20 protein-coding genes are annotated in these 22286 nt (G+C 64.6%); 19 read left to right on the top strand and 1 reads right to left on the bottom strand.

Translation table 11 applies throughout. The features are described 5' to 3' along the window. The first annotated feature begins 1 nt into the window (after position 1). The 3 genes from lipB to AC097R_RS20910 all read left to right on the top strand — a co-directional run bounded on the left by lipB (position 2) and on the right by AC097R_RS20910 (position 2203). The gene (lipB, locus tag AC097R_RS20900; protein WP_479600145.1) at positions 2 to 706 is read left to right on the top strand and encodes a lipoyl(octanoyl) transferase LipB; all 705 of its coding nucleotides are present in this window, start codon (positions 2 to 4) and stop codon (positions 704 to 706) included. Continuing rightward, a complete protein-coding gene (gene lipA, locus AC097R_RS20905; protein ID WP_479600146.1) occupies positions 703 to 1719 on the top strand; it encodes a lipoyl synthase in 1017 nt (338 codons plus the stop codon). Before lipB ends, lipA begins: the two co-directional genes overlap by 4 nt. Before the next feature lie 91 nt (positions 1720 to 1810). Then, positions 1811 to 2203, top strand: a complete 393-nt coding sequence (locus AC097R_RS20910; RefSeq protein ID WP_479600147.1) for a nuclear transport factor 2 family protein — start codon at positions 1811 to 1813, stop codon at positions 2201 to 2203. 12 nt (positions 2204 to 2215) lie between these two features. On the opposite strand, the gene AC097R_RS20915 is transcribed toward AC097R_RS20910, so the two are convergent. Then, the gene (locus tag AC097R_RS20915) at positions 2216 to 2695 is read right to left on the bottom strand and encodes a hypothetical protein (RefSeq protein WP_479600148.1); all 480 of its coding nucleotides are present in this window, start codon (positions 2693 to 2695) and stop codon (positions 2216 to 2218) included. A 205-nt stretch (positions 2696 to 2900) separates the two neighbouring features. Between AC097R_RS20915 and AC097R_RS20920 the strand changes: the two genes are divergently transcribed. From AC097R_RS20920 to AC097R_RS20995, 16 genes are all read left to right on the top strand, one after another. After that, positions 2901 to 4160: a sarcosine oxidase subunit beta family protein gene (locus tag AC097R_RS20920; RefSeq protein WP_479600149.1), complete on the top strand. Its 1260-nt coding sequence runs from the start codon at positions 2901 to 2903 to the stop codon at positions 4158 to 4160. Positions 4161 to 4174: 14 nt separating this feature from the next. Continuing rightward, the gene (locus AC097R_RS20925) at positions 4175 to 4483 is read left to right on the top strand and encodes a sarcosine oxidase subunit delta (RefSeq protein ID WP_479600150.1); all 309 of its coding nucleotides are present in this window, start codon (positions 4175 to 4177) and stop codon (positions 4481 to 4483) included. Then, positions 4480 to 7482, top strand: a complete 3003-nt coding sequence (locus AC097R_RS20930; protein WP_479600151.1) for a sarcosine oxidase subunit alpha family protein — start codon at positions 4480 to 4482, stop codon at positions 7480 to 7482. The genes AC097R_RS20925 and AC097R_RS20930 overlap by 4 nt, the downstream gene beginning before the upstream one ends. Next, the gene (locus tag AC097R_RS20935) at positions 7475 to 8116 is read left to right on the top strand and encodes a sarcosine oxidase subunit gamma (protein WP_479600152.1); all 642 of its coding nucleotides are present in this window, start codon (positions 7475 to 7477) and stop codon (positions 8114 to 8116) included. The genes AC097R_RS20930 and AC097R_RS20935 overlap by 8 nt, the downstream gene beginning before the upstream one ends. A gap of 15 nt (positions 8117 to 8131) precedes the next feature. After that, positions 8132 to 9400 (top strand): serine hydroxymethyltransferase, encoded by a 1269-nt coding sequence (locus tag AC097R_RS20940; protein ID WP_479600153.1) that lies wholly within the window; start codon positions 8132 to 8134, stop codon positions 9398 to 9400. A gap of 12 nt (positions 9401 to 9412) precedes the next feature. Next, entirely contained in the window at positions 9413 to 10384 is a 972-nt protein-coding gene (locus tag AC097R_RS20945) for a dipeptidase (RefSeq protein ID WP_479600154.1), read from the top strand. 78 nt (positions 10385 to 10462) lie between these two features. Further along, on the top strand, positions 10463 to 11335 hold the full coding sequence (locus tag AC097R_RS20950; RefSeq protein ID WP_479600155.1) for a glycine betaine ABC transporter substrate-binding protein: 873 nt from the start codon (positions 10463 to 10465) through the stop codon (positions 11333 to 11335). Positions 11336 to 11359: 24 nt separating this feature from the next. Next, the gene (locus tag AC097R_RS20955) at positions 11360 to 11893 is read left to right on the top strand and encodes a DUF5943 domain-containing protein (RefSeq protein ID WP_479600156.1); all 534 of its coding nucleotides are present in this window, start codon (positions 11360 to 11362) and stop codon (positions 11891 to 11893) included. Positions 11894 to 11917: 24 nt separating this feature from the next. After that, positions 11918 to 13978 carry an oxidoreductase gene (locus tag AC097R_RS20960; RefSeq protein WP_479600157.1) on the top strand — a complete coding sequence of 687 codons (2061 nt, stop codon included), beginning with the start codon at positions 11918 to 11920 and terminating at the stop codon, positions 13976 to 13978. Position 13979: 1 nt separating this feature from the next. Beyond that, entirely contained in the window at positions 13980 to 15872 is a 1893-nt protein-coding gene (locus AC097R_RS20965) for a DUF3483 domain-containing protein (RefSeq protein ID WP_479600158.1), read from the top strand. Then, the gene (locus tag AC097R_RS20970) at positions 15869 to 16981 is read left to right on the top strand and encodes an electron transfer flavoprotein subunit alpha/FixB family protein (RefSeq protein ID WP_479600159.1); all 1113 of its coding nucleotides are present in this window, start codon (positions 15869 to 15871) and stop codon (positions 16979 to 16981) included. Before AC097R_RS20965 ends, AC097R_RS20970 begins: the two co-directional genes overlap by 4 nt. Further along, a complete protein-coding gene (locus tag AC097R_RS20975; protein WP_479600160.1) occupies positions 16978 to 17730 on the top strand; it encodes an adenine nucleotide alpha hydrolase family protein in 753 nt (250 codons plus the stop codon). The genes AC097R_RS20970 and AC097R_RS20975 overlap by 4 nt, the downstream gene beginning before the upstream one ends. Before the next feature lie 19 nt (positions 17731 to 17749). Beyond that, positions 17750 to 19006, top strand: coding sequence for an aromatic ring-hydroxylating oxygenase subunit alpha (locus AC097R_RS20980; RefSeq protein ID WP_479600161.1), 1257 nt, complete (start codon positions 17750 to 17752; stop codon positions 19004 to 19006). Between the two features lie 44 nt (positions 19007 to 19050). Beyond that, a complete protein-coding gene (locus tag AC097R_RS20985) occupies positions 19051 to 20154 on the top strand; it encodes an FAD-binding oxidoreductase (protein ID WP_479600162.1) in 1104 nt (367 codons plus the stop codon). Positions 20155 to 20365: 211 nt separating this feature from the next. Further along, on the top strand, positions 20366 to 21403 hold the full coding sequence (locus AC097R_RS20990; RefSeq protein WP_479600163.1) for a quaternary amine ABC transporter ATP-binding protein: 1038 nt from the start codon (positions 20366 to 20368) through the stop codon (positions 21401 to 21403). Further along, positions 21396 to 22268, top strand: a complete 873-nt coding sequence (locus AC097R_RS20995; protein ID WP_479600164.1) for an ABC transporter permease — start codon at positions 21396 to 21398, stop codon at positions 22266 to 22268. The genes AC097R_RS20990 and AC097R_RS20995 overlap by 8 nt, the downstream gene beginning before the upstream one ends. Positions 22269 to 22286: the final 18 nt, after the last annotated feature.

Genomic DNA, 22286 nt, shown 5'->3' on the forward strand with positions numbered 1-22286 from the left:
CGTGACCATCGACATCTCGCAGCTCGGGCGGCAGGACTACCTGCCCACCTACGCGGCGATGCAGGCGTTTACGAACGAAAGAGCCGTCGGGCCCTCGTCCACTGTGCGCGACCAGCTATGGATTTGTGAGCACCCACCGGTCTTCACCCAGGGCTTGGCGGGCAAGCCAGAGCACATCTTTCTGCCTGGCGACATTTCTGTGGTGCCCACCAACCGCGGCGGCCAGGTGACCTACCATGGCCCCGGCCAAGTGGTGGGCTACCCGCTGATCGACCTCAAGCGCGCGGGTTACTTCGTCAAGGAATATGTCTACCGCATCGAAGAGGCCGTCATCAAGACGCTGGCGCACTTCTGCGTGACCGGCCACCGCGTGGCGGGCGCCCCCGGCATTTATGTGCGGCTGGACGACCCCACGGGCCACGCCCCGTTGGCACAACGGCCCCAGAACGGTGCGGCCAGCCACGCCGACCCCGACTTCACCGACTTGGGCAAGATTGCAGCCCTCGGCATCAAGGTCAGCCGCAACTGCACCTACCACGGCGTGGCACTGAATGTGGCCATGGACCTGGAACCCTTCTCACGTATCAACCCCTGCGGCTACGCCAAGCTGCAAACCGTGGACCTTTCTACAATTGGGGTCTCTGTTGGCTGGGCTGATGCCGCCGACGTTCTGGGCCACAAGCTCGCCACCTACCTCACACCATGAGCCAAGACACACCCAACGCCACCGTCCGCGAGGTGCAATCCACCGAAACCTACAAAGCCACCGACAAGCAAAAGGCAGCGGCCAAGCTGTCGCGCATTCCAGTCAAGGTGGTGCAGGGCGAAGTGCTCAAGAAACCCGACTGGATCCGCGTCAAGGCGGGTAGCCCCAGCACCCGTTTTTACGAGATCAAGGACGTGCTGCGGGCCAACAAGCTGGTCACCGTGTGCGAGGAAGCCAGCTGCCCCAACATCGGCGAATGCTTTGGCAAGGGCACGGCCACCTTCATGATCATGGGCGACAAGTGCACGCGCCGCTGCCCGTTCTGCGACGTCGGCCACGGTCGCCCCGACCCGCTGGACGTGAACGAGCCCGACAACCTAGCCAAGACCATTGCCCAACTCAAGCTCAACTACGTGGTCATCACCAGCGTAGACCGCGACGACCTGCGTGACGGCGGTGCCGGCCACTTTGTGGAATGCATCCGCAAGACCCGCGAACTCTCGCCCAAGACGCAGATCGAAGTGCTGGTGCCCGACTTCCGCGGCCGCGACGACCGCGCACTCGAAATCCTCAAGGCCGCGCCACCCGATGTGATGAACCACAACCTGGAAACCATCCCGCGTCTCTATAAGGAAGCGCGCCCGGGGTCCGACTACCAGTTCTCGTTGAACCTTCTGAAGAAGTTCAAGGCCCTGTTCCCCGATGTGCCGACCAAGAGCGGCCTGATGGTGGGCCTGGGTGAGACCGACCAAGAGATTCTGGACACCATGCGCGACATGCGCGCCCACAACATCGAGATGTTGACCATTGGCCAGTACCTCGCGCCATCCACATCGCATTTGCCCGTGCGCCGCTACGTGCACCCCGACACCTTCAAGATGTTCGAGGCCGAGGCCTACAAAATGGGTTTCAAGCACGCGGCCGTGGGCGCCATGGTGCGCTCCAGCTACCATGCAGATGTGCAGGCCGGGCATGCGCTGGGAGCTGCTACTGCTGCGATGCCTGCAGCGTAGGCCAAGTCCTACCGCCAGACACAGCCTCGGCCTATGGAAGGCGCCCCGGTTTGGGCGGACGATGTGCTTCTTATTCCCAAAGGAGCACACCATGTCCACATCCAGCCAAACCCTCATCGACCTCGAAACCAAGTTCTGGCAATCCATGGTGGACCAAGACACGGACTCCGCCCTGGAGCTATTGGCCGAACCCGCCCTCATGGTCAGCGCCCACGGCGCCTTCAAATTCGACCACGCGGGCTACCGCAAGATGGCTGACCAGGCCTCCATGACGGTGGCGTCGTTCAAACTGAGGGATGCGGAAGTGGTTTTCCCTGACGACACAACCGCCATCGTCACCTACAGCGTGAAGCAGGAAATCGTCGCCCCAGGCGTGGGCAAGCCCCTGACCCAGGACATGCACGACTCCTCCACCTGGATCCACAAAGACAAGCGCTGGCAGTGCGTTATGCACACCGAAACGCCTGCAAACGCCAAGCACTGATAAGTTCGCCGCTTAGCGCGGCTTTGCAAACCCGCCCTCTGCCCACGCCACCGCACTGCTGCGGTTGAGCTTGAACGAGGGCGGAACGCGCACCTCGGCCAGCAGGTCGTCGCCCTCGTCCCGGGCGCTCAGCACGGCGGAAGGGTTGTCTTCGTCGGGTGTGATGTCCAGGCACACCGTGACGCGGGCTGTTCCCACCGTCACCGCAATACTCTGATGCAGCGTGGCATGCAGCTGCTGTTCGCTGCGGCGCACAAACTCGCTGGCGGTTTTCACCAGCGTCAAAAAAGCGCTCTGATCCAAGGGTTTGGGGTTCTTTTTGTCACGCCCCATGGTCCAGGGCCCCACCAGCGCGGGCTCGGAAGCGCCATCTGCCGTCATGGCCACCGCCCAGCCGTCGTCGTCTTCGTTCTTCACCACGCGGGCCGTCCAGCCATCGCTGCTCCAGAGCCGGGGCTCCTGTACTTTCATGTCGGATTCGTTCAAGTTCATGGCAGAGAGTATGCAGGCATACGCGCTGCCGTTTTCCGCGGAATGCCCACGATGGTGCACTGCCGCAATGCGCCATTTTGGACCTGCGCACGACAAACGTGCGATGTCGGATTTGGACAAAACTTCGTCTTCCGGGCGCAAGGTCGTGCACCCCTGAAGAAAAACAATAGCGCCAAGACAGTTTCCCTGGACCACCACAAACTTCATGCGCGGCCAACACTACTCCCTCTGGAGCCTGCTCAAGCACGGTTTCAAAAACCACACCACCTGGGAACCCGCTTGGGAACGGGTGGCCCTGAAGCCTTCGTATGACGTGGTCATCGTGGGCGGCGGCGGGCACGGCCTGGCCACGGCCTACTACCTCGCCAAAAACCACCCGGGCATTGGCAAGATCGCCGTGCTGGAAAAAGGCTATCTGGGCGGCGGCAACACGGCCCGCAACACCACCATCGTGCGCTCCAACTACCTGTGGGATGACGCGGCAGCGATTTACGAACACTCCCTCAAGCTGTGGGAGAGCCTGACGGAAGACCTGAACTTCAACGTCATGTTCAGCCAGCGCGGTGTGTTCAACCTGGGCCACACCCTGCAGGACATGCGCGACATCGAACGTCGCGTGAACGCCAACGCGCTGCAGGGCATTGATGCCCATGTGCTCAACGCCAAGGAAGTGCAGGAGAAAATCCCTCAGCTCGACTGCAGCGCCAGCCGCCGCTACCCCGTCCTGGGCGCCAGTTGGCAACCCCGCGCCGGCGTGGCCCACCACGACGCCGTGGCCCGCGGGTTTGCCCGCGCCGCCAGCCGTCTGGGCGTGGACCTGATCGAAGGCTGTGAAGTCAGCGGCATGGACATCGAGGCCGGCCGGATCCGCGGCCTGCAAACCAACCTGGGTTATGTGAAAGCCGGTCGCGTGGGCTGTGTGGCTGCGGGCCACTCCTCGGTGCTGGCCAAGATGGCCGGGCTGCGCATGCCGCTGGAGAGCCACCCCCTGCAGGCCTTTGTGTCCGAGTCCATGCAGCGCGTGATTGACACCGTCATCATGTCCAACGCCGTGCATGGCTACCTGAGCCAGTCTGACAAGGGCGAGCTGGTCATCGGCGCTGGCATCGACAGCTACCTTGGCTACGGCCAGCGCGGCAGCCCACATGTCATCGAACACACCGCCGCGGCCATCATTGAAATGTTCCCGCAGTTCTCCCGCGTGCGCATGAACCGCCAGTGGGGCGGCATTGTGGATGTCACGCCGGACGCCTGCCCGATCATTTCCACCACCGCGGTACAGGGCCTGTTCTTCAACTGCGGCTGGGGCACCGGCGGCTTCAAGGCCACACCCGGCTCCGGCCATGTGTTCGCCGACATGCTGGCCCAAGGCGAGGCCAATGTGCTCTCCAAGGCCTTCTCGGTCGACCGCTTCCACACCGGCCACCTCATTGACGAACACGGCGCGGCCGGCGTTGCCCACTAATTCTCAGGACCACCATGTTTCTAATGCATTGCCCCCACTGCGGCGAATTGCGGGACGAAGAAGAGTTCAGCTACGCCGGTGAAGCCTATATCCCCCGCCCCGCCCAACCCGAAGCGGTGGACGACGCCACCTGGGGCGACTACGTGTTCTTCCGCAAAAACCCCAAAGGCTGGTTCTGGGAACAGTGGCAACACACCGCCGCTTGCCGCAAGGTGCTGGCCGTGAAGCGCAACACTGCCACCTACGAAATTGCCGGCACCTGGACCCTGGCCGAGGCCAAGCCCCTGTACCTGGCCGACCTGGACCGCGAGGTGAAGGCATGAGCGGCACCCGCGTCTCCCTGGCTGGCACGCGCATCGACACCGCGCAAACCCTCCGCTTCAGCTTCAATGGCCGCGACTACACCGGCCACCCCGGCGACACCCTGGCCTCCGCCTTGCTCGCCAACGGCGTACGCCGCATGGCCCGCAGCTTCAAGTACGGCAGGCCCCGCGGCATCATCGGCGCGGGCGCCGAAGAACCCAATGCCTTGGTGCAGCTGGGTACCGGCGCACTCACCGTGCCCAATATCAAAGCCACCCAGGCCGAGCTGTACGACGGCCTGGTCGCCAACCCCACTTCGGGCTGGCCTTCGCTGGATTTCGATTTGAAATCCGTGCTGGGCCAGGGCTCGCGTTTCATGCCCGCCGGCTTTTACAGCAAAACCTTCAAATGGCCTCGCAAACTCTGGCCGTTGTATGAAACGGTGATCCGCAAGTTCGCGGGCTTTGGCAGCGCGCCTACCGAGGCCGACCCCGAACGCTACGACCATCTGCACCACCACGTGGATGTGCTGGTCGTGGGCGGCGGTGCCTGCGGCCTGCTCGCGGCATGGCAAGCTGGCCAGGCGGGCCTCAAGACCCTGCTGCTGGATGAGCAAAATGAACTGGGCGGCTGGCTGCTGTCCGACACCACGGCGCAGATTGACGGGCGCAACAGCGAGGCCTACATCCGCGCGGTCCGCACGGCACTGCAAGACATGCCGCACGTGACCGTGCTAACCCGCACCACCGCCTTCGGTATGTACGAGCAAAACCTGGTGCAGGCCGTGGAGCTGGTGCAAGACCACCTCGCCCCCACGCAGCGCAATGCAGACATGCCGCGCCACCGACTGCACAAGATCCGCGCCCACCACGTGGTGCTGGCCACCGGCGCCATTGAACGCCCCCTGGTGTTCGGCAACAACGACCTGCCCGGCGTGATGACGGTATCTGCCGGCCAGACCTTCCTGCAACGCTACGGCGTGCTGGTTGGGAAAAACATTGTGCTGTGCGGCACCAGCGATCTGGTGCATGACGCGGCCGAACTGCTGGCCAGCGCCGGTGCCAATGTCACGGTGGCCGATGTCCGCGCCGGTGCCAAGGCCCGCAGCAACCGCTACACCGTCATGGCCGGTTACGGCATTGCCGAGGCCCATGGCCGCGGCGAGGTCAGCGGCGTGAGCCTGTTGCCGCTGCATGCCGAGCGCGACGAGGCCGCTGGCCCAGGCACCACGCTGGCCTGCGACGCCGTGCTCAGCTCTGGCGGCCTCTCGCCCACGGTGCACCTGTTCTGCCACGACGGCGGCCGCCCCGTGTGGGACGAATCCATCGCCGCCTTCGTGGTGCCCCGCACCGGCCGCAAGGGTGTGGCCTGTGTGGGCGCAGTAACCGGCACGTTTGAGTTGGCGGACGCCTTGGCCCAAACCACCCGCGCCATGCAAGACGTGGTGTCTGTCTTGGGCAAGTCCACCACATTGACCGTACCCGCCTGCCCCAGCCCCGTGCGCATGGCGGCCCGCCCCATGTTCCGCCTGCCCGACGGCAAAGCGGAAGGTGCAGGCGCCAAGGCCTTTGTGGACTACCAAAATGATGTCAGCGCGGCCGACATCGAACTGGCCGTGCGCGAAAACTACCACTCCATCGAGCACGTCAAGCGCTACACCGCACTGGGCTTTGGTACCGACCAGGGCAAGCTCTCCAATGTCAACGGTTTTGTCATCACGGCCCGCGCGCTCAAGCGTCCTGTGTCCGAGGTAGGCACCACCACCTACCGCCCGGCCTACACCCCGGTGAGCTTGGGCGCCTTGGCCGGCACCATGCGCGAAGAGTGCTTTGACCCCAGCCGCACCACCGCCATCCATGCGTCGCACGTGGCGCGCCAGGCGGCACTGGAGCCCGTGGGCCAATGGCTGCGCCCCTGGTACTTCCCCAAACCGGGCGAAGACCTGCATGCCGCCGTCAACCGTGAATGCCTGGCTGCCCGCAACGGCGTGGCCGTGATGGACGCCTCCACCCTGGGCAAGATCCAGATCGACGGTCCGGATGCGCGCGAATTTCTGAACCGCATTTATTCCAACGCCTGGAGCCAACTGGCCGTGGGCAAGTGCCGCTATGGCCTGATGCTGGATGAAAACGGCATGGTGATGGATGACGGCGTAACCGCCTGCATCGAGCCTGACCAGTTCTACATGACCACCACCACCGGCGGTGCCGCCCGCGTGTTGAACTGGCTGGAGCGCTGGCACCAGACCGAATGGCCAGAACTCAAGGTGTGGATGACCTCGGTCACCGACCACTGGTCCACCGTGGCACTGGTGGGCCCCAAGGCCCGCGCCGTGCTGGCCAAGCTGTGCCCGGACATCGACCTGTCGCCCGAGAACTTCAAGTTCATGGACTGGCGCGCTGGCACGGTCTGTGGCCTGCCGGCCCGTGTGTTCCGCATCAGCTTCTCGGGCGAACTGTCGTATGAGCTGAACGTCGAATCCGGCTACGGCCACGCGCTGTGGGAGGCCGTGATGGCCGCCGGCGCCGAGTTCGACATCACCCCCTACGGCACCGAAACCATGCACGTGTTGCGGGCCGAAAAGGGGTTCATCATCGTCGGCCAGGACACCGACGGCTCCATGAGCCCGCTGGACCTGGACATGGCCTGGGCCGTAGGCATGAAGAAACCCTTTAGCTTTCTGGGCAAGCGCTCGCTGGCACGTAGCGACACGGCCCGCGCCGGTCGCAAGCAACTGGTCGGCCTGCTGCCGGAGGACCCCAGCGCGGTCCTCATTGAGGGCGCCCAAATCATGGAAAGCGCCGTGGCGCAGCCCGATGGCAATAACCAGATGCTGGGCCATGTGACCTCCAGCTACTACAGCGCCTTCCTCGGCCGCTCCATCGCCATGGCGGTGGTGGCCGGTGGACTGGAGCGCAAAGACCAGACCCTGCACGTGCACGCCCACGGCAAGGTCACACCGGTCAAGGTGTCGGGCAGTGTCTTTGTGGATGTGAAAGGTGATCGCCAAAATGTCTAAGCCCACCCTGCAATCCCCTCTGCACGCCTTCGGGCTCGATGCGCAGGCCGTTCCCCCTTCGGCCTTGAACCGCGTGGTCTTTAGCGAGCTAGCCCACCTGGGTTACATCGTGCTGCGTGGCAAAGCCGATGACAGTGCCTTCATGCAGGGCGTGGCCTCTGTACTCGGACACAGCGTTCCGGTGCAGCCGCGCCAGGTGCTGCAGACCGCCGAGGGTGCGGTGCTCTGGCTTTCGCCCGACGAATGGCTGCTGGTCTGCCCCCGCAGCCGGCGCGATGCCGTGTTAGCCGCGCTGACAGCTGCGCTTAAAGGGCTGTTCGCCCAGGTGGTGGACAACAGCGGTGGCTTCACCACCCTGCGCCTGGCCGGCCGCGAGCACCTGGCCCTGCTGCGCCAGCTCGGCCCCTACGACTTCGAGGGCCAAGCCATCGGCACCGTGGCCAGCACCGTGATGTCCAAGAGTTCGATCACCGTGGTGCGCACCGACGCCGCCGGTGTGCTGTTGGTGTTCCGCCGCAGCTTTGCGGGCTACCTGTGGCAATTGATTGAACGCACGGCCAAGCCCTACCACCCCTGCATCGCCGCACCGACCGCGGTGGCCGACCCGGTATTCACCCCCCTGCTCAACGCATAAGAACGAGACACACCCATGAACCACTTTTTCTCCACCGGTGTGGCAGAGGCAGACCCCGCCGTCTCCGCCGCCATGGACCACGAACTGCAACGCCAGCGTGACCAGATCGAACTCATCGCCTCCGAGAACATCGTCTCCCAGGCGGTGCTGGAAGCACAGGGCTCGGTGCTCACCAACAAATACGCAGAGGGCTACCCCGGCAAGCGCTACTACGGCGGCTGCGAGCATGTGGACGTGGTGGAGGCACTCGCCATTGAACGCTTGTGCAAGCTATTCGGCTCTGAGTTTGCGAATGTGCAGCCCCACTCCGGCGCACAGGCCAACACCGCGGTAATGCTGGCGCTGGTGCAGCCCGGCGACACGGTGCTGGGCATGGCCCTGTCCGCCGGCGGCCACCTGACCCACGGTGCCAAACCAGCGCTGTCGGGCAAATGGTTCAAGGCCGTGCAATATGGCGTGCGCCGCGCCGACTCGCTGATCGACTACGACGAAGTCGAAGCCCTGGCCGTCGAGCACAAACCCAAACTCATCATCGCCGGTTTCTCGGCCTACCCGCGCACCATTGACTGGGCGCGCTTCCGCGCGATTGCCGACAAGGTAGGCGCACTGCTCATGGTGGATATGGCCCACGTCGCCGGCCTGGTCGCCACCGGCGTCTACCCCAGCCCGGTGCCGCACGCCCATGTCACCACCTCCACCACCCACAAAACTCTGCGCGGCCCGCGTGGTGGTGTGATCCTGACGAATGACGCCGAGATCGCCAAGAAGATCAACTCCGCCGTCTTCCCCGGCGCCCAGGGTGGCCCACTGATGCATGTGATCGCCGCCAAGGCCGTGGCCTTTGGCGAGGCCCTGCAGCCCCGCTTCAAGGCCTATACCCAGCAGGTCGTGGCCAACGCAAAGGCGCTGGGCGCGGTGCTCAAAGCCGGTGGCCTGGACCTGGTGACCGGTGGTACCGACAACCACCTGCTGCTGGTCGACCTGCGCCCCCTAGGCCTGAAGGGCAACACCACCGAAGTGGCGCTGGAGCGCGCAGGCATCACCTGCAACAAGAACGGCATCCCGTTTGATGACGAGAAGCCGACCATCACCTCCGGCATCCGTGTCGGCACCGCTGCCGGCACCACCCGCGGCTTCGGCGTGGCTGAGTTCGAAGAAGTGGGCCGCTTGATGCTGGAAGTCTTCAACAGCCTGAAAACCAAACCGGAAGGCGATGCCGCCCTGGAGGCCTCGGTCTACGCCCGCGTGAAAGCGCTGACGGCCCGTTTCCCTCTGTACGCATAAAGGACACGCACCATGAGCACCCTGCACCAGGACTCCATCGTCATCGACGGCCTCATCATCGCCAAGCTGGACCGCAGCGTCTTTGAGGACATGAAAAAGGGCGGCTTGGCCGCCGCCAACTGCACCGTCTCGGTGTGGGAAGACTTTCCAAAGACGGTGGACAACATCGCCCAGCTGAAACAGCTGATCCGCGACAACAGCGACCTCGTCACCCTGGCACGCAACACGGCTGACATCGTCCAAGCGAAAGCCGATGGCAAAACCGGCATCGTCCTCGGCTTCCAGAACGCCCATGCCTTTGAGGACAACCTCGGCTATATCGAGGCCTTCCACGACATGGGGGTGCGCGTGGTCCAGCTTTGCTACAACACGCAGAACCTGGTGGGCACCGGCTGCTATGAGCGCGATGGCGGGCTTTCCGGCTTTGGTCGCGAGGTCATCGCAGAGATGAACCGTGTCGGCATCATGGTCGACCTGTCGCACGTGGGCAGCAAGACCTCGGAAGAAGCGATCCTGGCCTCCACCAAGCCAGTGGCTTACACCCACTGCCTGCCCCTGGGTCTGAAGGACCACCCGCGCAACAAGAGCGACGCCGAGCTGAAGTTCATCGCCGACCACGGTGGCTTCATCGGCGTGACCATGTTCTCTCCCTTCCTCAAGCGCGGCAATGATTCGACCGTGCACGACTACGTCGAGGCGATCGACTATGTCATCAACATCGTTGGCGAAGACTGTGTGGGCCTGGGCTCGGACTTCACCCAAGGCCACGGCCATGAGTTCTTCGACATGCTGACGCATGACAAAGGTCGCTGGCGCCGCCTGACCAATTTCGGTCAGGTGATCAATCCCGAAGGCATTCGCACCATCGGCGACTTCCCCAACCTGACGGCCACGATGCAGCAAACCGGCTGGTCCGATGCCCGCATCACCAAGGTGCTGGGTGCCAACTGGATGACATTCTTCGACCAGGTCTGGGGCACCTAAGCCTCAGACCCGCCCGGCCACCCCATCCCCGCTCCGCTTCCATTCTTCCCATCCAACCCCCACCAGGAGTTAGCCGCTATGACCGTTTCGTTCTCTCCCCGCAAACGCCGTGAGTTCCTCACCCAGACCCTGGGCCTGTCCGCCTTGGCCCTGTCGGGCACCGCCGCCCTCGCGCAGGCCAAGCCCACCCTGAAAATCGGCTTTGTCGATGGCTGGTCCGACAGCGTAGCCACCACCCACCTGGCAGCCGCCATCATGCGCAGCAAGCTCGGCGTGAACGTGGAGCTGGTGCCCCTGGCCGCCGGCATCATGTGGCAAGGCGTGGCCCGCGGCGACATCGACATGACGCTCTCCGCCTGGCTGCCCGTGACGCACGAGGCCTACCTGACCAACTTCAAGGACAAGGTGCAGATCGTTGGTGCCAACTACCCCGGCGCCAAGATCGGCCTCATCGTGCCCGACTACGTCAAGGCCACCAGCCTGGCCGACCTTAACACCTTCCGCGCCGACTTTGACAACCGCATCGTGGGCATCGATGCCGGCGCCGGCGTGATGAAGAAGACCGAAGAGGCCATCAAGGCCTATGGCCTGGAAATGCGTCTGCAGCCCAGCTCCGGCCCTGCCATGGTGGCCGAACTGGACCGCGCCTACCGCGCCCAGAAATCGATTGCTGTCACTGGCTGGATCCCGCACTGGATGTTTGCCAAGTACAAGCTGCGCTTCCTGGCCGACCCCAAAACCATCTACGGTGCCGAAGAACATGTGGACAGCGTCATCAACCCCGGCCTGAACACCAAGGCGCCTGCGGTGGTGGCCTTCCTGAAGAAGTTCTCCTGGAAGCCCGAAGAAATCGGCGCCGTGATGCTGGCCGTCGAAGGCGGCTCCAAGCCGGCCGAAGCCGCAGAAAAGTGGATGAACGACAACGCAGCCCGCGTCTCCGGCTGGCTGTAAGACTGACGCGACCGAGGTAAGACCATGCACCCCCAACTCCCCATCGACGTTGACGCAGACACCGGCGTCTGGACCACCGACGGCCTGCCGATGATCTATGTGCCCCGGCACTTTTTCGTCAACAACCATGTGGAAACCGAAGCCGTGGTGGGTCGGGAGGTGTATGCGCCTGCGCTCTATAAGGCCGGCTACCGTTCGGCCTACTTCTGGTGCCAGAAAGAAGCCGCCACCCATGGCCTATCCGGCATGGCGGTGTACGAGCATTACCTCAAGCGCCTGTCCCAGCGCGGCTGGGGCCTGTTCTCGTTCACCTCGGCAGACGCCCGCACCGGCCACGCCACCGTGAAGCTGGAGCACTCGGTGTTTGTGCTGGCCCAAGGCATCGCCGGAGTGCCGGTGAACCACAGCAAGGTCTGCTACCTGTTTGCCGGTTGGTTCTCGGGAGCGATGGACTGGGTGCTGGAGACCAGCGGCGCCAGCATCCGCACCACCAGCGAAGAAACCCAGTGCGCCGCTGAAGGCCATGCGCACTGCGTGTTCACCGTCCGCCCCCTGTAAACCCACCTAGCCAGGCACCCCGCCATGCGTTACCCGCACTTGTTTGAGCCCATCCGTCTGAACCAGGTTCTGGTGCGCAACCGCATCGTCAGCACCGCGCACGCCGAGGTGTATGCCGAAGGCGGCCATGTGTCGGAGCGCTACATCCGCTACTACGAGGAAAAAGCCAAGGGCGGCGTAGGCCTGGCCATCTGTGGCGGCTCCAGCCCCGTGTCGCGCGACAGCCCCTGGTCGTGGTGGAGCTCGATCAACCTGGCCAACAGCTCGGTGGTCGACTCTCTGGCCAAGCTGGCCGAGGCCATGCACAAGCATGGCGCCAAGATCATGATCCAGGCCACCCACATGGGCCGGCGCAACGCCTGGCACGGCTTTGACTGGCCGCACCTGGTCAGCCCCTCGGGCATTCGCGAGCCGGTGCACCGCGGCAATGCCAAGACCATCGAGATTGAAGAGATCCGCCGCATCGTGGCCGACTATGGCCGCGCCGCCAAGCGCGTCAAAGACGCGGGCCTGGACGGCATAGAAATCTCGGCCGCCCACCAGCAGCTGATCGACCAGTTCTGGAGCCCCCGCGTCAACCACCGCACCGACGAATACGGTGGCAGCCTGGAAAACCGCATGCGCTTTGGCATGGAGGTACTGCAGTCCATCCGCGAACAGGTAGGGGCCGACTTCTGCGTCGGGCTACGCATGTGCGGCGACGAATTCCATGAAGACGGCATCAGCCACGACATGGCCAAGGACATTGCCCAAGGCATGAGCGAGTCCGGCCTGATCGACTTCCTGAGCGTGGTCGGTTCTGGTGCTGACACCCACAACACCCTGGCCAACTGCATGCCGCCCATGGCGCTGCCGCCCGAGCCCTTTGTGCACCTGGCCGCCGGCATCAAGTCCGTGTCCAAGGTGCCGGTCATGCATGCGCAGAGCATTCGCGACGCCTCGCAGGCCGAGCGTATCCTGGCCACCGGCATGGTGGACATGGTAGGCATGACCCGGGCGCAGATCGCCGACCCGCACATGGTCATCAAGATCCGCGACGGCAAGGAAGACCAGATCAAGCAATGCGTGGGCGCCAACTACTGCATCGACCGCCAGTACAACGGCCTGGATGTGCTGTGCGTGCAAAACGCCGCCACCAGCCGGGAGCAGACCATGCCCCATGTGATCGCCAAGACCACCGGCCCACGCCGCAAGGTGGTGGTGGTGGGCGCGGGCCCGGCCGGGCTGGAAGCGGCCCGCGTGGCCCGCGAGCGCGGCCACGACGTGGTGCTGTTCGAGAAAAACCCGCTGGTGGGCGGCCAGGTGAACCTGGCGGCCAAGCCTCCCAAGCGTGAACAGATGGCCGGCATCATCCGCTGGTTTGACATGGAGACCGTGCGCCTGGGCGTGGACCGCCGCCTGGGTGTGGCGGCCACGGCCGAAATGATCCAGGCCGAGGCCCCCGACATCGTAGTGCTGGCCACCGGTGGCGTGCCCCACACGGGGCAAACGCCGGCCTGGGGCGCGGCCGAAGGCCTGTGCGTGAGCGGCTGGGACATCCTGAGCGGCGCCGTACAACCCGGCGAGAACGTGTTGGTGTACGACAGCATCAGCACCCACGCCGGCACCGGTGTGGCCGACTTCATCGCCGCACGCGGCAAGCAGGTAGAGATCGTCACGCCCGATGTGAAGGTGGCCGACGACACCGGTGGCACCACCTTCCCCATCTTCTACCGCCAGCTCTACGCCAACGGCGTCATCCAGACGCCCAACCACTGGCTGGAAAAGGTGTACCGCGAAGGCGACAAACTGATCGCGGTGCTGAAGAACGAGTACACCGAAGTGCTGGAAGAGCGCGCCGTGGACCAGGTGGTGGTGGAAAACGGCATCCTGCCGAACGACGGCCTCTACTGGCAGCTCAAACCCCTGTCGCTGAACAAGGGGCAGACCGACCTGGACGCGCTGTTTGACGCCCTGCCCCAACCGGCGCTGAGCCAACCTACCGGCAACGGCCAGTTCTTGCTCTACCGCGTAGGCGACTGCATTTCCATGCACAACATCCACGCCGCCATTTACGACGCGCTGCGTCTGTGCAAGGACTTCTGAGATGCTGCCCCAGCTCGTCAGCACGGTTTTCTGGTTGGCAGTCCTGGCGCTGGGCTGGGGCCTGGCGCGCCGCGCACTTCTATGGAAAAAGGGCCGCAAGCCCCCGGTGGATATGCGCGGACTGCTACAAATTCCGAAGCGCTACTTTGTCGACCTGCACGATGTGGTGGCGCGCGAGCCCTTCGTTGCCCGGGCCCACGTGGGGGTGGCTGGGGGTGCCATCCTGGCACTGGCCCTCATCGCTTTGAACTACGGCTTGGGCCTGTACCTGCGGGTGCTGGATGGCGCGCTGCTGTTCGCGGGTGTGCTGATGGTGGCCGGCGCCAGCGCCATGGCCTGGCGCCGCCGCGCGGCACCGGCCCGCCTCTCGCGCGGCCCCTGGAGCCGCCTGCCTTTCAGCCTGCTGCTGTTTGCCGTGGCCGTCAGCCTCGCCTCCGCGGTGGCCCTTACCGGCACCGCGCTCGCCCCCTGGCTGGCGGGCCTCATCAGCCTGGCCTTCGCCGCGGGTGCCGCCGAGCTGGCGCTGGGCATCGGCCTGGGCGGCCCCATGAAACACGCGGTGGCCGGTTTGCTGCACCTGGGCTTGCACCCGCGGCCCGAACGCTTTGGCACGCCGGCGGAAAAACGCTTTGCCACCGCCCTGCGCCCGCTCACCCTGACGGCCGATGACATGGGTGTGGGCAAGCCCGCCGACTTTGCCTGGAACAAGCTGCTGTCGTTCGATGCCTGCGTGCAATGCGGCAAGTGCGAGGCCGCATGTCCCGCCTTCGCTGCGGGCCAGCCACTCAACCCCAAGAAGCTGATCCAGGACCTGGTGGTGGGCATGAGTGGTAGCACCGATGCTGCCTATGCCGGCAGCCCTTACCCCGGCCAGATAGTTGGTGAACACAGCGGCGCACCCCACCTACCCATCGTGGGTGGCCTGATCAGCAGCGACACCCTGTGGTCCTGCACCACCTGCCGCGCCTGTGTGCAGGAATGCCCCATGCTGATCGAGCATGTGGACAGCATCGTCGACATGCGCCGCCACATGACCCTGGTGGGCGGTGTGGTACCCAACAAGGGCAACGAAGCGCTGGACAACCTGCGCGACACAGACACCGTGGGTGGCTTTCCCTTGAGCGCGCGCCACCACTGGGCGGCAGACCTCAACGTGCCGGTGCTAGCAGCCGGCGACTCCACCGACTGGCTGGTGCTGGTGGGCGAAGGGGGTTTTGACATGCGCTACCAGCGCACCCTGCGCGCCTTCATCAAGACGCTGCAAAAGGCCGGCCTGAAGATCGCCCTGCTGGGCGCTGCAGAAACCGACGGGGGCGACCTGGCCCGCCGCCTGGGCGACGAAGCCGGCTTCCAGCGCCTGGCCCGGCAGCTCATGGCCACGCTGCAGGCGCGCAGTTTCAAAGGCATCGTGACCGCGGACCCGCACCTGTTCCACCTGCTCAAAAACGAATACCCCGCACTGGGTGGCCACTTCACGGTGCTGCACCACACCCAGTTGCTGGCCGAGCTGATGGCCAAGGGCAGCCTGAAAGCCACCCGCGGCGCCGGCGTGGACAGCCTGACCTACCACGACCCCTGCTACCTGGGTCGCTACGGCCAAGAGGTAGACGCCCCCCGCGCCGTGCTCAAGGGCATCGGCATCAAGGTTGTGGAGATGGAACGCCATGGGGTCCGTGGCCGCTGCTGCGGCGGCGGTGGTGGTGCGCCATTCACCGACATCCCCGGCAGCACCCGCATCCCCGATATCCGCATGGCAGACGCCAAAGCCACTGGCGCCGCCGTCGTGGCCGTGGCCTGCCCGCAATGCACGGCCATGCTCGAAGGCGTGGTGGGCCCACGCCCCGAGGTGCGCGACATTGCAGAACTCGTGGCCCACGCCGTGGAGGCCGTATGAACACCACAACGCCTGCGCAACCCATCCGCCGGGTGGACCCGCGCCGCCCCGCCATCATTACGCCCCAGGGGCTACGCCGCATTGTGTTGGGCAGCACCGAAGGCGAGCGCGGTGCCGCGCGCTTGCACACCGTGCACGACGCCCCGAAGCCCGTGCGCAGCCAAGGCCCATTCAGCCATGCCCATGTGGTGGTCACCCACACCGAACGCGGTGCCTTGGGCGATGGCGCGCGCCAGACGCTGGCCGCCGCTGCCAACCTGGCCGATGCCGCAACCGAAGTGGTGCTGCTGGCCCTGGGCCCCTGCAAGGACGATGCGGCGGCGTTGGGTGCCGACCGCGTGCTGTGCGCAACGGACTTTGACGCCAGCCACTACCAACCCGAGGCCACCGTCGCCTGGCTGCAGGCGCTGCACACCCCGCTGGCGGTGCGCCATTGGTTCTTTGCCGACCACACCGCCGATGGCGAGCTGGGCCGCCGCTTCGCTGCCGCCAGCGGCTTACCGGCCAGCTGTGGCGTGGCAGAGATCAACGCACGCGAGACACGCACACCAATCAGTCCCACCCACGACCGCGTGCAGCCCCATACCGCCGTCCTGCTGCTGGGCAAGGGAGTCGCCTCTACCCAGTTGCCGTTTGTGGGCCTGGGCCAGGCAGCGGCGGCCCCGGCATGGGTGGGCATGGCCCACCCCCAAGTTGAAGAGCTGGGCGTGCAGGTCGGCGACCCACAGTCCCTGGCGCTGGAAGAGGCGGACTTCATCGCCGCAGCTGGCAACGGGGTGCAGAACGTGGCCCTGTTCCATGAATTGGCCCGCAGCCTCGGCGCGGCCGTAGGGGCATCCCGCGTGGCGGTGGACGATGGCCGCTTCACCCGCGCACAGCAAGTGGGGGCGACCGGCAAGACGGTGACGGCGTCGACCTACCTCGCGCTGGGTATTTCGGGCGCGGTACAACACTTGCAAGGCATCAAGGATTGCCGCCATGTGATTGCCGTGAACACCGACGCCTCTGCCCCCATGACCAAACGCGCCGACCTTACGCTGGTCGAAGACAGTGCCGCGCTGATGCAGGCCCTGCTGCAACTGGTGCGCCAAGGCAAGGAGCCAGCATGAGCCGCATGACCGTGTTGGTAGCCGCCAGACAGCACCCCGTGAGTGGCAAGCCCGCCCGCAGCCCTGCCGATGCCAAAGCCGTTGCGGTGGCGCTGGGCATGCCGGGGGGGGACGTGCAGCTGCTCAGTGCCGGTTCTCTGACTGACGACGTGGCCCGCGACTACCTGGCCCAAGGCGCACGCTCCATCGAAGTGATTGCCACCGACGCGGATGTATGTGCAGCGCTGCTGCTGCCTCTGACGGAAGTGCCCTGGGTGTTGACCGGCACCCGCAGCGCGGAGGAGGCTGGCGGCAACCTGTTGCCCTTCCAGCTGGGGGCCGCCCTGGGCCGCCCGGTGGTCACCCAGGTGGTGGCAATCGAAGACCACGGCACGCACTGGATCGTGACCCAGGCGCTGCCCAAAGGTGCACGTCGCCGCCTGAAGGTGACGGCCCCTGCGGTGCTGGCCATCAGCGAGGCGGCACCGGCTACGGTGCGCTACGCGCTGGCAGACAAAACAGCGGGACGTATTTTTCGCACCGCCGCCGGCGCAACGGCACAGGCCTCTGCCAATACCAGTACGCTGGTACCCCGCAGCAAACGCCGCGCCGTGCTGCAAGCCAAGGTGACACAGAGCGGCCATGCCCGCATGCTGGGCGCGATCGATTCGCCGGCTGGCGGCGGCACCGTGGTCAGCACCGGCAGCCCCGAACACAAAGCGCAGGTCCTGTTGGACTACCTGCGCCGCCATGCACTCGTCAATTTCTAGGGAAGGTACAAGAGACACCATGCAAACCACCATTTCCGCACACACCCTGTTGACCCGCGAGTTACTGGCACGCCGCCGCCCCGGCTACAGCCTGGAGGCCCCGTTCTACCTGAGCGAGACCATTCTGGCGGCCGACCTGGAACACATCTTTGGCAAACACTGGATATTTGTCGCGGTGGAGCCGCAGATACCGGAAGCTGGCGACTACATCACGGTGGACTTTGGCAAGAACTCCATCCTCATCGTGCGCGATGACGACATGCAGGTCAAAGCCTTCCACAACGTCTGTCGCCACCGCGGATCCCGGCTGTGCGCCAGCCAAAGTGGTTCGGTGGGCAACATCGTCTGCCCTTACCACCAGTGGACCTATGACCTGAGCGGCAAGCTGATCCACGCCAAGCACATGGGCGATGATTTCGACCCCTCTGGCTCCGGCCTCAAGACCGTGCACGTGCGCAGCATGGGCGGGCTGATCTTCATTTGTCTGGCCGAGAACCCGCCCGAAGACTTTGAACAAATGGCCGCGGAGATGACGCCCTACATCGCGCCGCACCGCCTGGCCGACTGCAAGGTGGCAGCCCAGATCGACATCATCGAAGACTGCAACTGGAAGCTCACCATCGAGAACAACCGCGAGTGCTACCACTGCGTGAGCAACCACCCGGAGCTGACGATCTCCCTCTACGAATACGGCTTTGGCTACCAACCCGACGCCCACAACGCCGCAGGTCTGCAGCGCTTCAAAGACATCACCGCGGCCAACCATGCGCGCTGGGAGGGCATGGGCCTGCCCTCGGCCGAAATCGACAACCTGGACAACCGCGTCACCGGCTTTCGCACCCAGCGCCTGCCGATTGACCGTGCGGGCCAGTCGCAGACCATGAACACCGAAGTGGCGTCCAAAAAATTGCTGGCCGATTTTGTGGACCCGGCATTGGGTGGCCTGTCGTTTTGGGCGCAACCCAACTCGTGGCACCACTTCATGAGCGACCACATCGTGAGCTTCTCGGTGCTACCCATCTCCGCTGGCAAGACGCTGGTGCGCACCACCTGGTGTGTGCACAAGGACGCGGTGGAGGGCGTGGATTACACCGTAGACAACCTGACGGCCGTGTGGAATGCTACGAACGCGCAGGACCGCCGCCTGGTGGAAGAGTCGCAGATCGGCATCGCCAGCGGTGCGTACGAGCCCGGCCCCTACTCGCCCTTCACCGAAGGGCTGGTCGAGAAGTTCTGCAACTGGTACGTGGGCCGCATGCGCGAGCTGACCCGCTGATCCTCCCGCCTCCCTTTCACTGACCGATTGCCCCATACCACCGCATGAGCTTTCCCGCCCACTTGCCTGACTTTGCCGGCGCGCCGTCCCAGCCCTGGTCTTCGGACCGGGACGAGACCCTGCGCTGCATCCACATCCGCCAGGAAACACACGATGTCAAAACCTTCGTGCTGGCGGCCGATGCGCCACGCAGCTTTCGCTACCTGCCCGGCCAGTTCATCACCCTGGAGCTGGTGATTGCGGGGCAAAAAATCAACCGTTGCTACACGCTGTCGTCGTCGCCTACGCGGCCAGACGTGGTCAGCATCACGGTCAAGCGCGTGCCCGGCGGCGTGGTGTCCAACTGGCTGCACGACCACCTGCGCGTGGGCATGGCACTGGGCGTGATGGGCCCGTCCGGCGACTTCAGCTGCTTTCCGCCGCGCGCCAAGCACTACCTGCTGATGTCGGGCGGCAGCGGCATCACACCGCTGATGTCCATGGCACGTGCGCTGCACGACCTGGGCAGCGACGCCGATGTGGTGTTTGTGCACTGCGCACGCACGCCGGCCGATGTGCTGTTTGCCGAAGAACTGACACTGATGGCGCGCAACATGCCGAAGTTCCGCGTGGCCATCGTCTGTGAGCAGCACACCGCGGGCAGCAGTTACGCAGGCCACCTGGGGCGCATGGATGCCGCACGCCTGGCGCACATTGCGCCCGACTTTATGCAGCGCGATGTGTACACCTGCGGACCGGCACCATTCATGGGCGCGGTACGCACCTTGCTGGGCCAGGCTGGCTTTGACATGGCGCGCTACCGCCAGGAAAGCTTCTCGTTTGAAGAGACCGTAGCGTCTGCAGCTGCCACCCCAGAGCCAGCACACGCCACAGCCGGTGGCGCGGTGCTGCACACCATCACACTGAAGAAGACCGCACAAAGTTTCACCTGCGCAGAAGACCAGACCATTCTGCAGGCCGCATTTGCGGCCGGCGTGCGCCTGCCATCGTCGTGCAGCAGCGGGGCCTGCGGTACCTGCAAGTCGCTGAGCCTGTCCGGCAAGGTGCAGATGCACCACGCAGGCGGCATCCGCCAGCGGGAAATTGACCAAGGCTGGATGCTGCCCTGCTGCTCCAAACCCTTGGGCGACGTGGCGCTGGACCGCTGACCCCGACGGAGTGCATGTCCCAACCGCCGATGAACCGCCCCATGCACTCCCTTTTTTCAGCTGCAGTCTTTGCGCCAGGTTTGGCGCAAAAGCCTTGCTGCGCGCGGCTTCGCCCCCGAAAAAACCATCCCAAGCCCAGGCCTAACTGGCTCGCCCCTTGCTTACCCCATCAGCGCTTTTTGTCATCACGCGATGAACTTTGGAGACCTCCATGTCGGATCTGAAAATCAGTGTCAAGAACCTTTACAAAATCTTCGGCAACAACACTGCGGCGGCGCAGAACATGTTGAACGAAGGCTTCAGCAAGGATGAGGTGTTCGCCAAGACGGGGCATGTCGTCGGCGTCAACCGCGTCAGCTTCGACGTCAACCAGGGCGAGATCTATGTGCTGATGGGACTGTCGGGGTCCGGCAAGTCCACGCTGATACGGCTCATCAACCGCCTGGTCGAACCCACCGACGGCATGATCATCATTGACGGGCAAAACATTGCCCGCCTGCCACAACCAGAGTTGGTCAAATGGCGGCGCAAACGCGTGGCCATGGTGTTCCAGTCCTTCGCACTGATGCCACACCGCAGCGTGTTGGACAACGCCGCCTTCGGCCTAGAGATGGCAGGCACCGACCGCAAGGAGCGCGAGAAGCGCGCCATGGAGGTACTGGCCCAGGTGGGCCTGCACACCTATGCCGCCAAGTACCCGCACCAGCTCTCCGGTGGCATGCAGCAGCGAGTCGGCCTGGCCCGCGCGCTGGCCGTGGACCCCGACATTCTGTTGATGGACGAGGCCTTCTCGGCGCTGGACCCGCTCAAGCGCGTGGAGATGCAGACCCTGATGCTGGAGCTGCAGCGCGAGCAGAAACGCACCATCCTGTTTGTCTCGCACGACCTGGAAGAAGCCCTGCGCATCGGCAACCGCATCGCCATCATGGAAGGCGGCCAGCTGGTGCAAGAAGGCACGGCGCACCAGATCATCACGCAGCCGGCCAACGCCTATGTGCGCAGGTTCTTTGAAGGCGTGGATACGTCGCGCTACCTCACCGCCGCCGACCTGCTCGACAGCAGCCTCAACGGCCACTCGTACCACGGCGGGCCACGCCTGTCCTGGTCCACCCCCTTGCCGGACGCCATGAAACTGGTCATGGGCCTGGACGAACCCGTGGGCGTGTTTGACGCCGCGGACCACCTACTGGGCTGCATCTCTGCGCGCAGCCTGCTTGTCAAAATGTCCCAGGAAGCCCGCCATGTCTGATCTCTTGACCACAGTGACCGAAGCCTCGCACGACATGCTGCCGCTGGGGCAGTGGGTGAACGCCGGTGTGAAGGTGCTGCTCGATAACGGTGCATCGGTGTTCGACTCCGTGGGGGTCGTGGTGGAGGGGTTTGCCCAGTCCATCGAGCAGGGTTTGCTCGCAATTCCCTTCTGGCTGGTCATCGTGGTGGCCACCTATGTGGGCATCAGGCGGCTGGGCTGGGGCTTTGGCCTGTTTGTTGCTTTGGCTTTGATGCTGATTGTGGTGACCGGCTTCTGGCCGCAGACCATGGTGACCTTGGCGCTGACCCTGTCCGCCACCCTGATCAGCTTGCTGTTTGGGATTCCGCTGGGCATCTGGTGTGCCCGCAACAACCATGTCAACGCCAGCGTTCGCCCTGTTTTGGACTTCATGCAAACCATGCCCGCCTTTGTGTACCTGATTCCCGCAGCCATGCTGTTTGGGCTTGGGCGCGTGCCGGGCACGATTGCCACCGTGATCTTCGCCATGCCGCCCGTGGTGCGCCTGACCAGCCTGGGCATTCGCCAGGTGAGTTCCGAACAGGTGGAGGCTGGCAACGCCTTTGGCTGCACCTCGGCCCAGCTGCTCTTCAAGGTGCAGCTGCCGATCGCCCTGCCGACCATCATGGCCGGTGTGAACCAGACCATCATGATGGCGCTGTCCATGGTGATCATTGCCTCCATGGTGGGGGCCGGCGGGCTGGGCAACGACGTGCTGGCCAGCATCCAACGCCTGGACATTGGCTTAGGGTTTGAGAGTGGTCTTGCTGTTGTTTTGCTGGCTATTATTCTGGACCGCATCACCGAGAGCTTCGGTGTGGCACGCCAGAGCCACGACAGCTAAGAACAAAAGCGGATCAGG

The sequence above is a fragment of the Rhodoferax sp. ZS1R25 genome, from assembly GCF_056521335.1.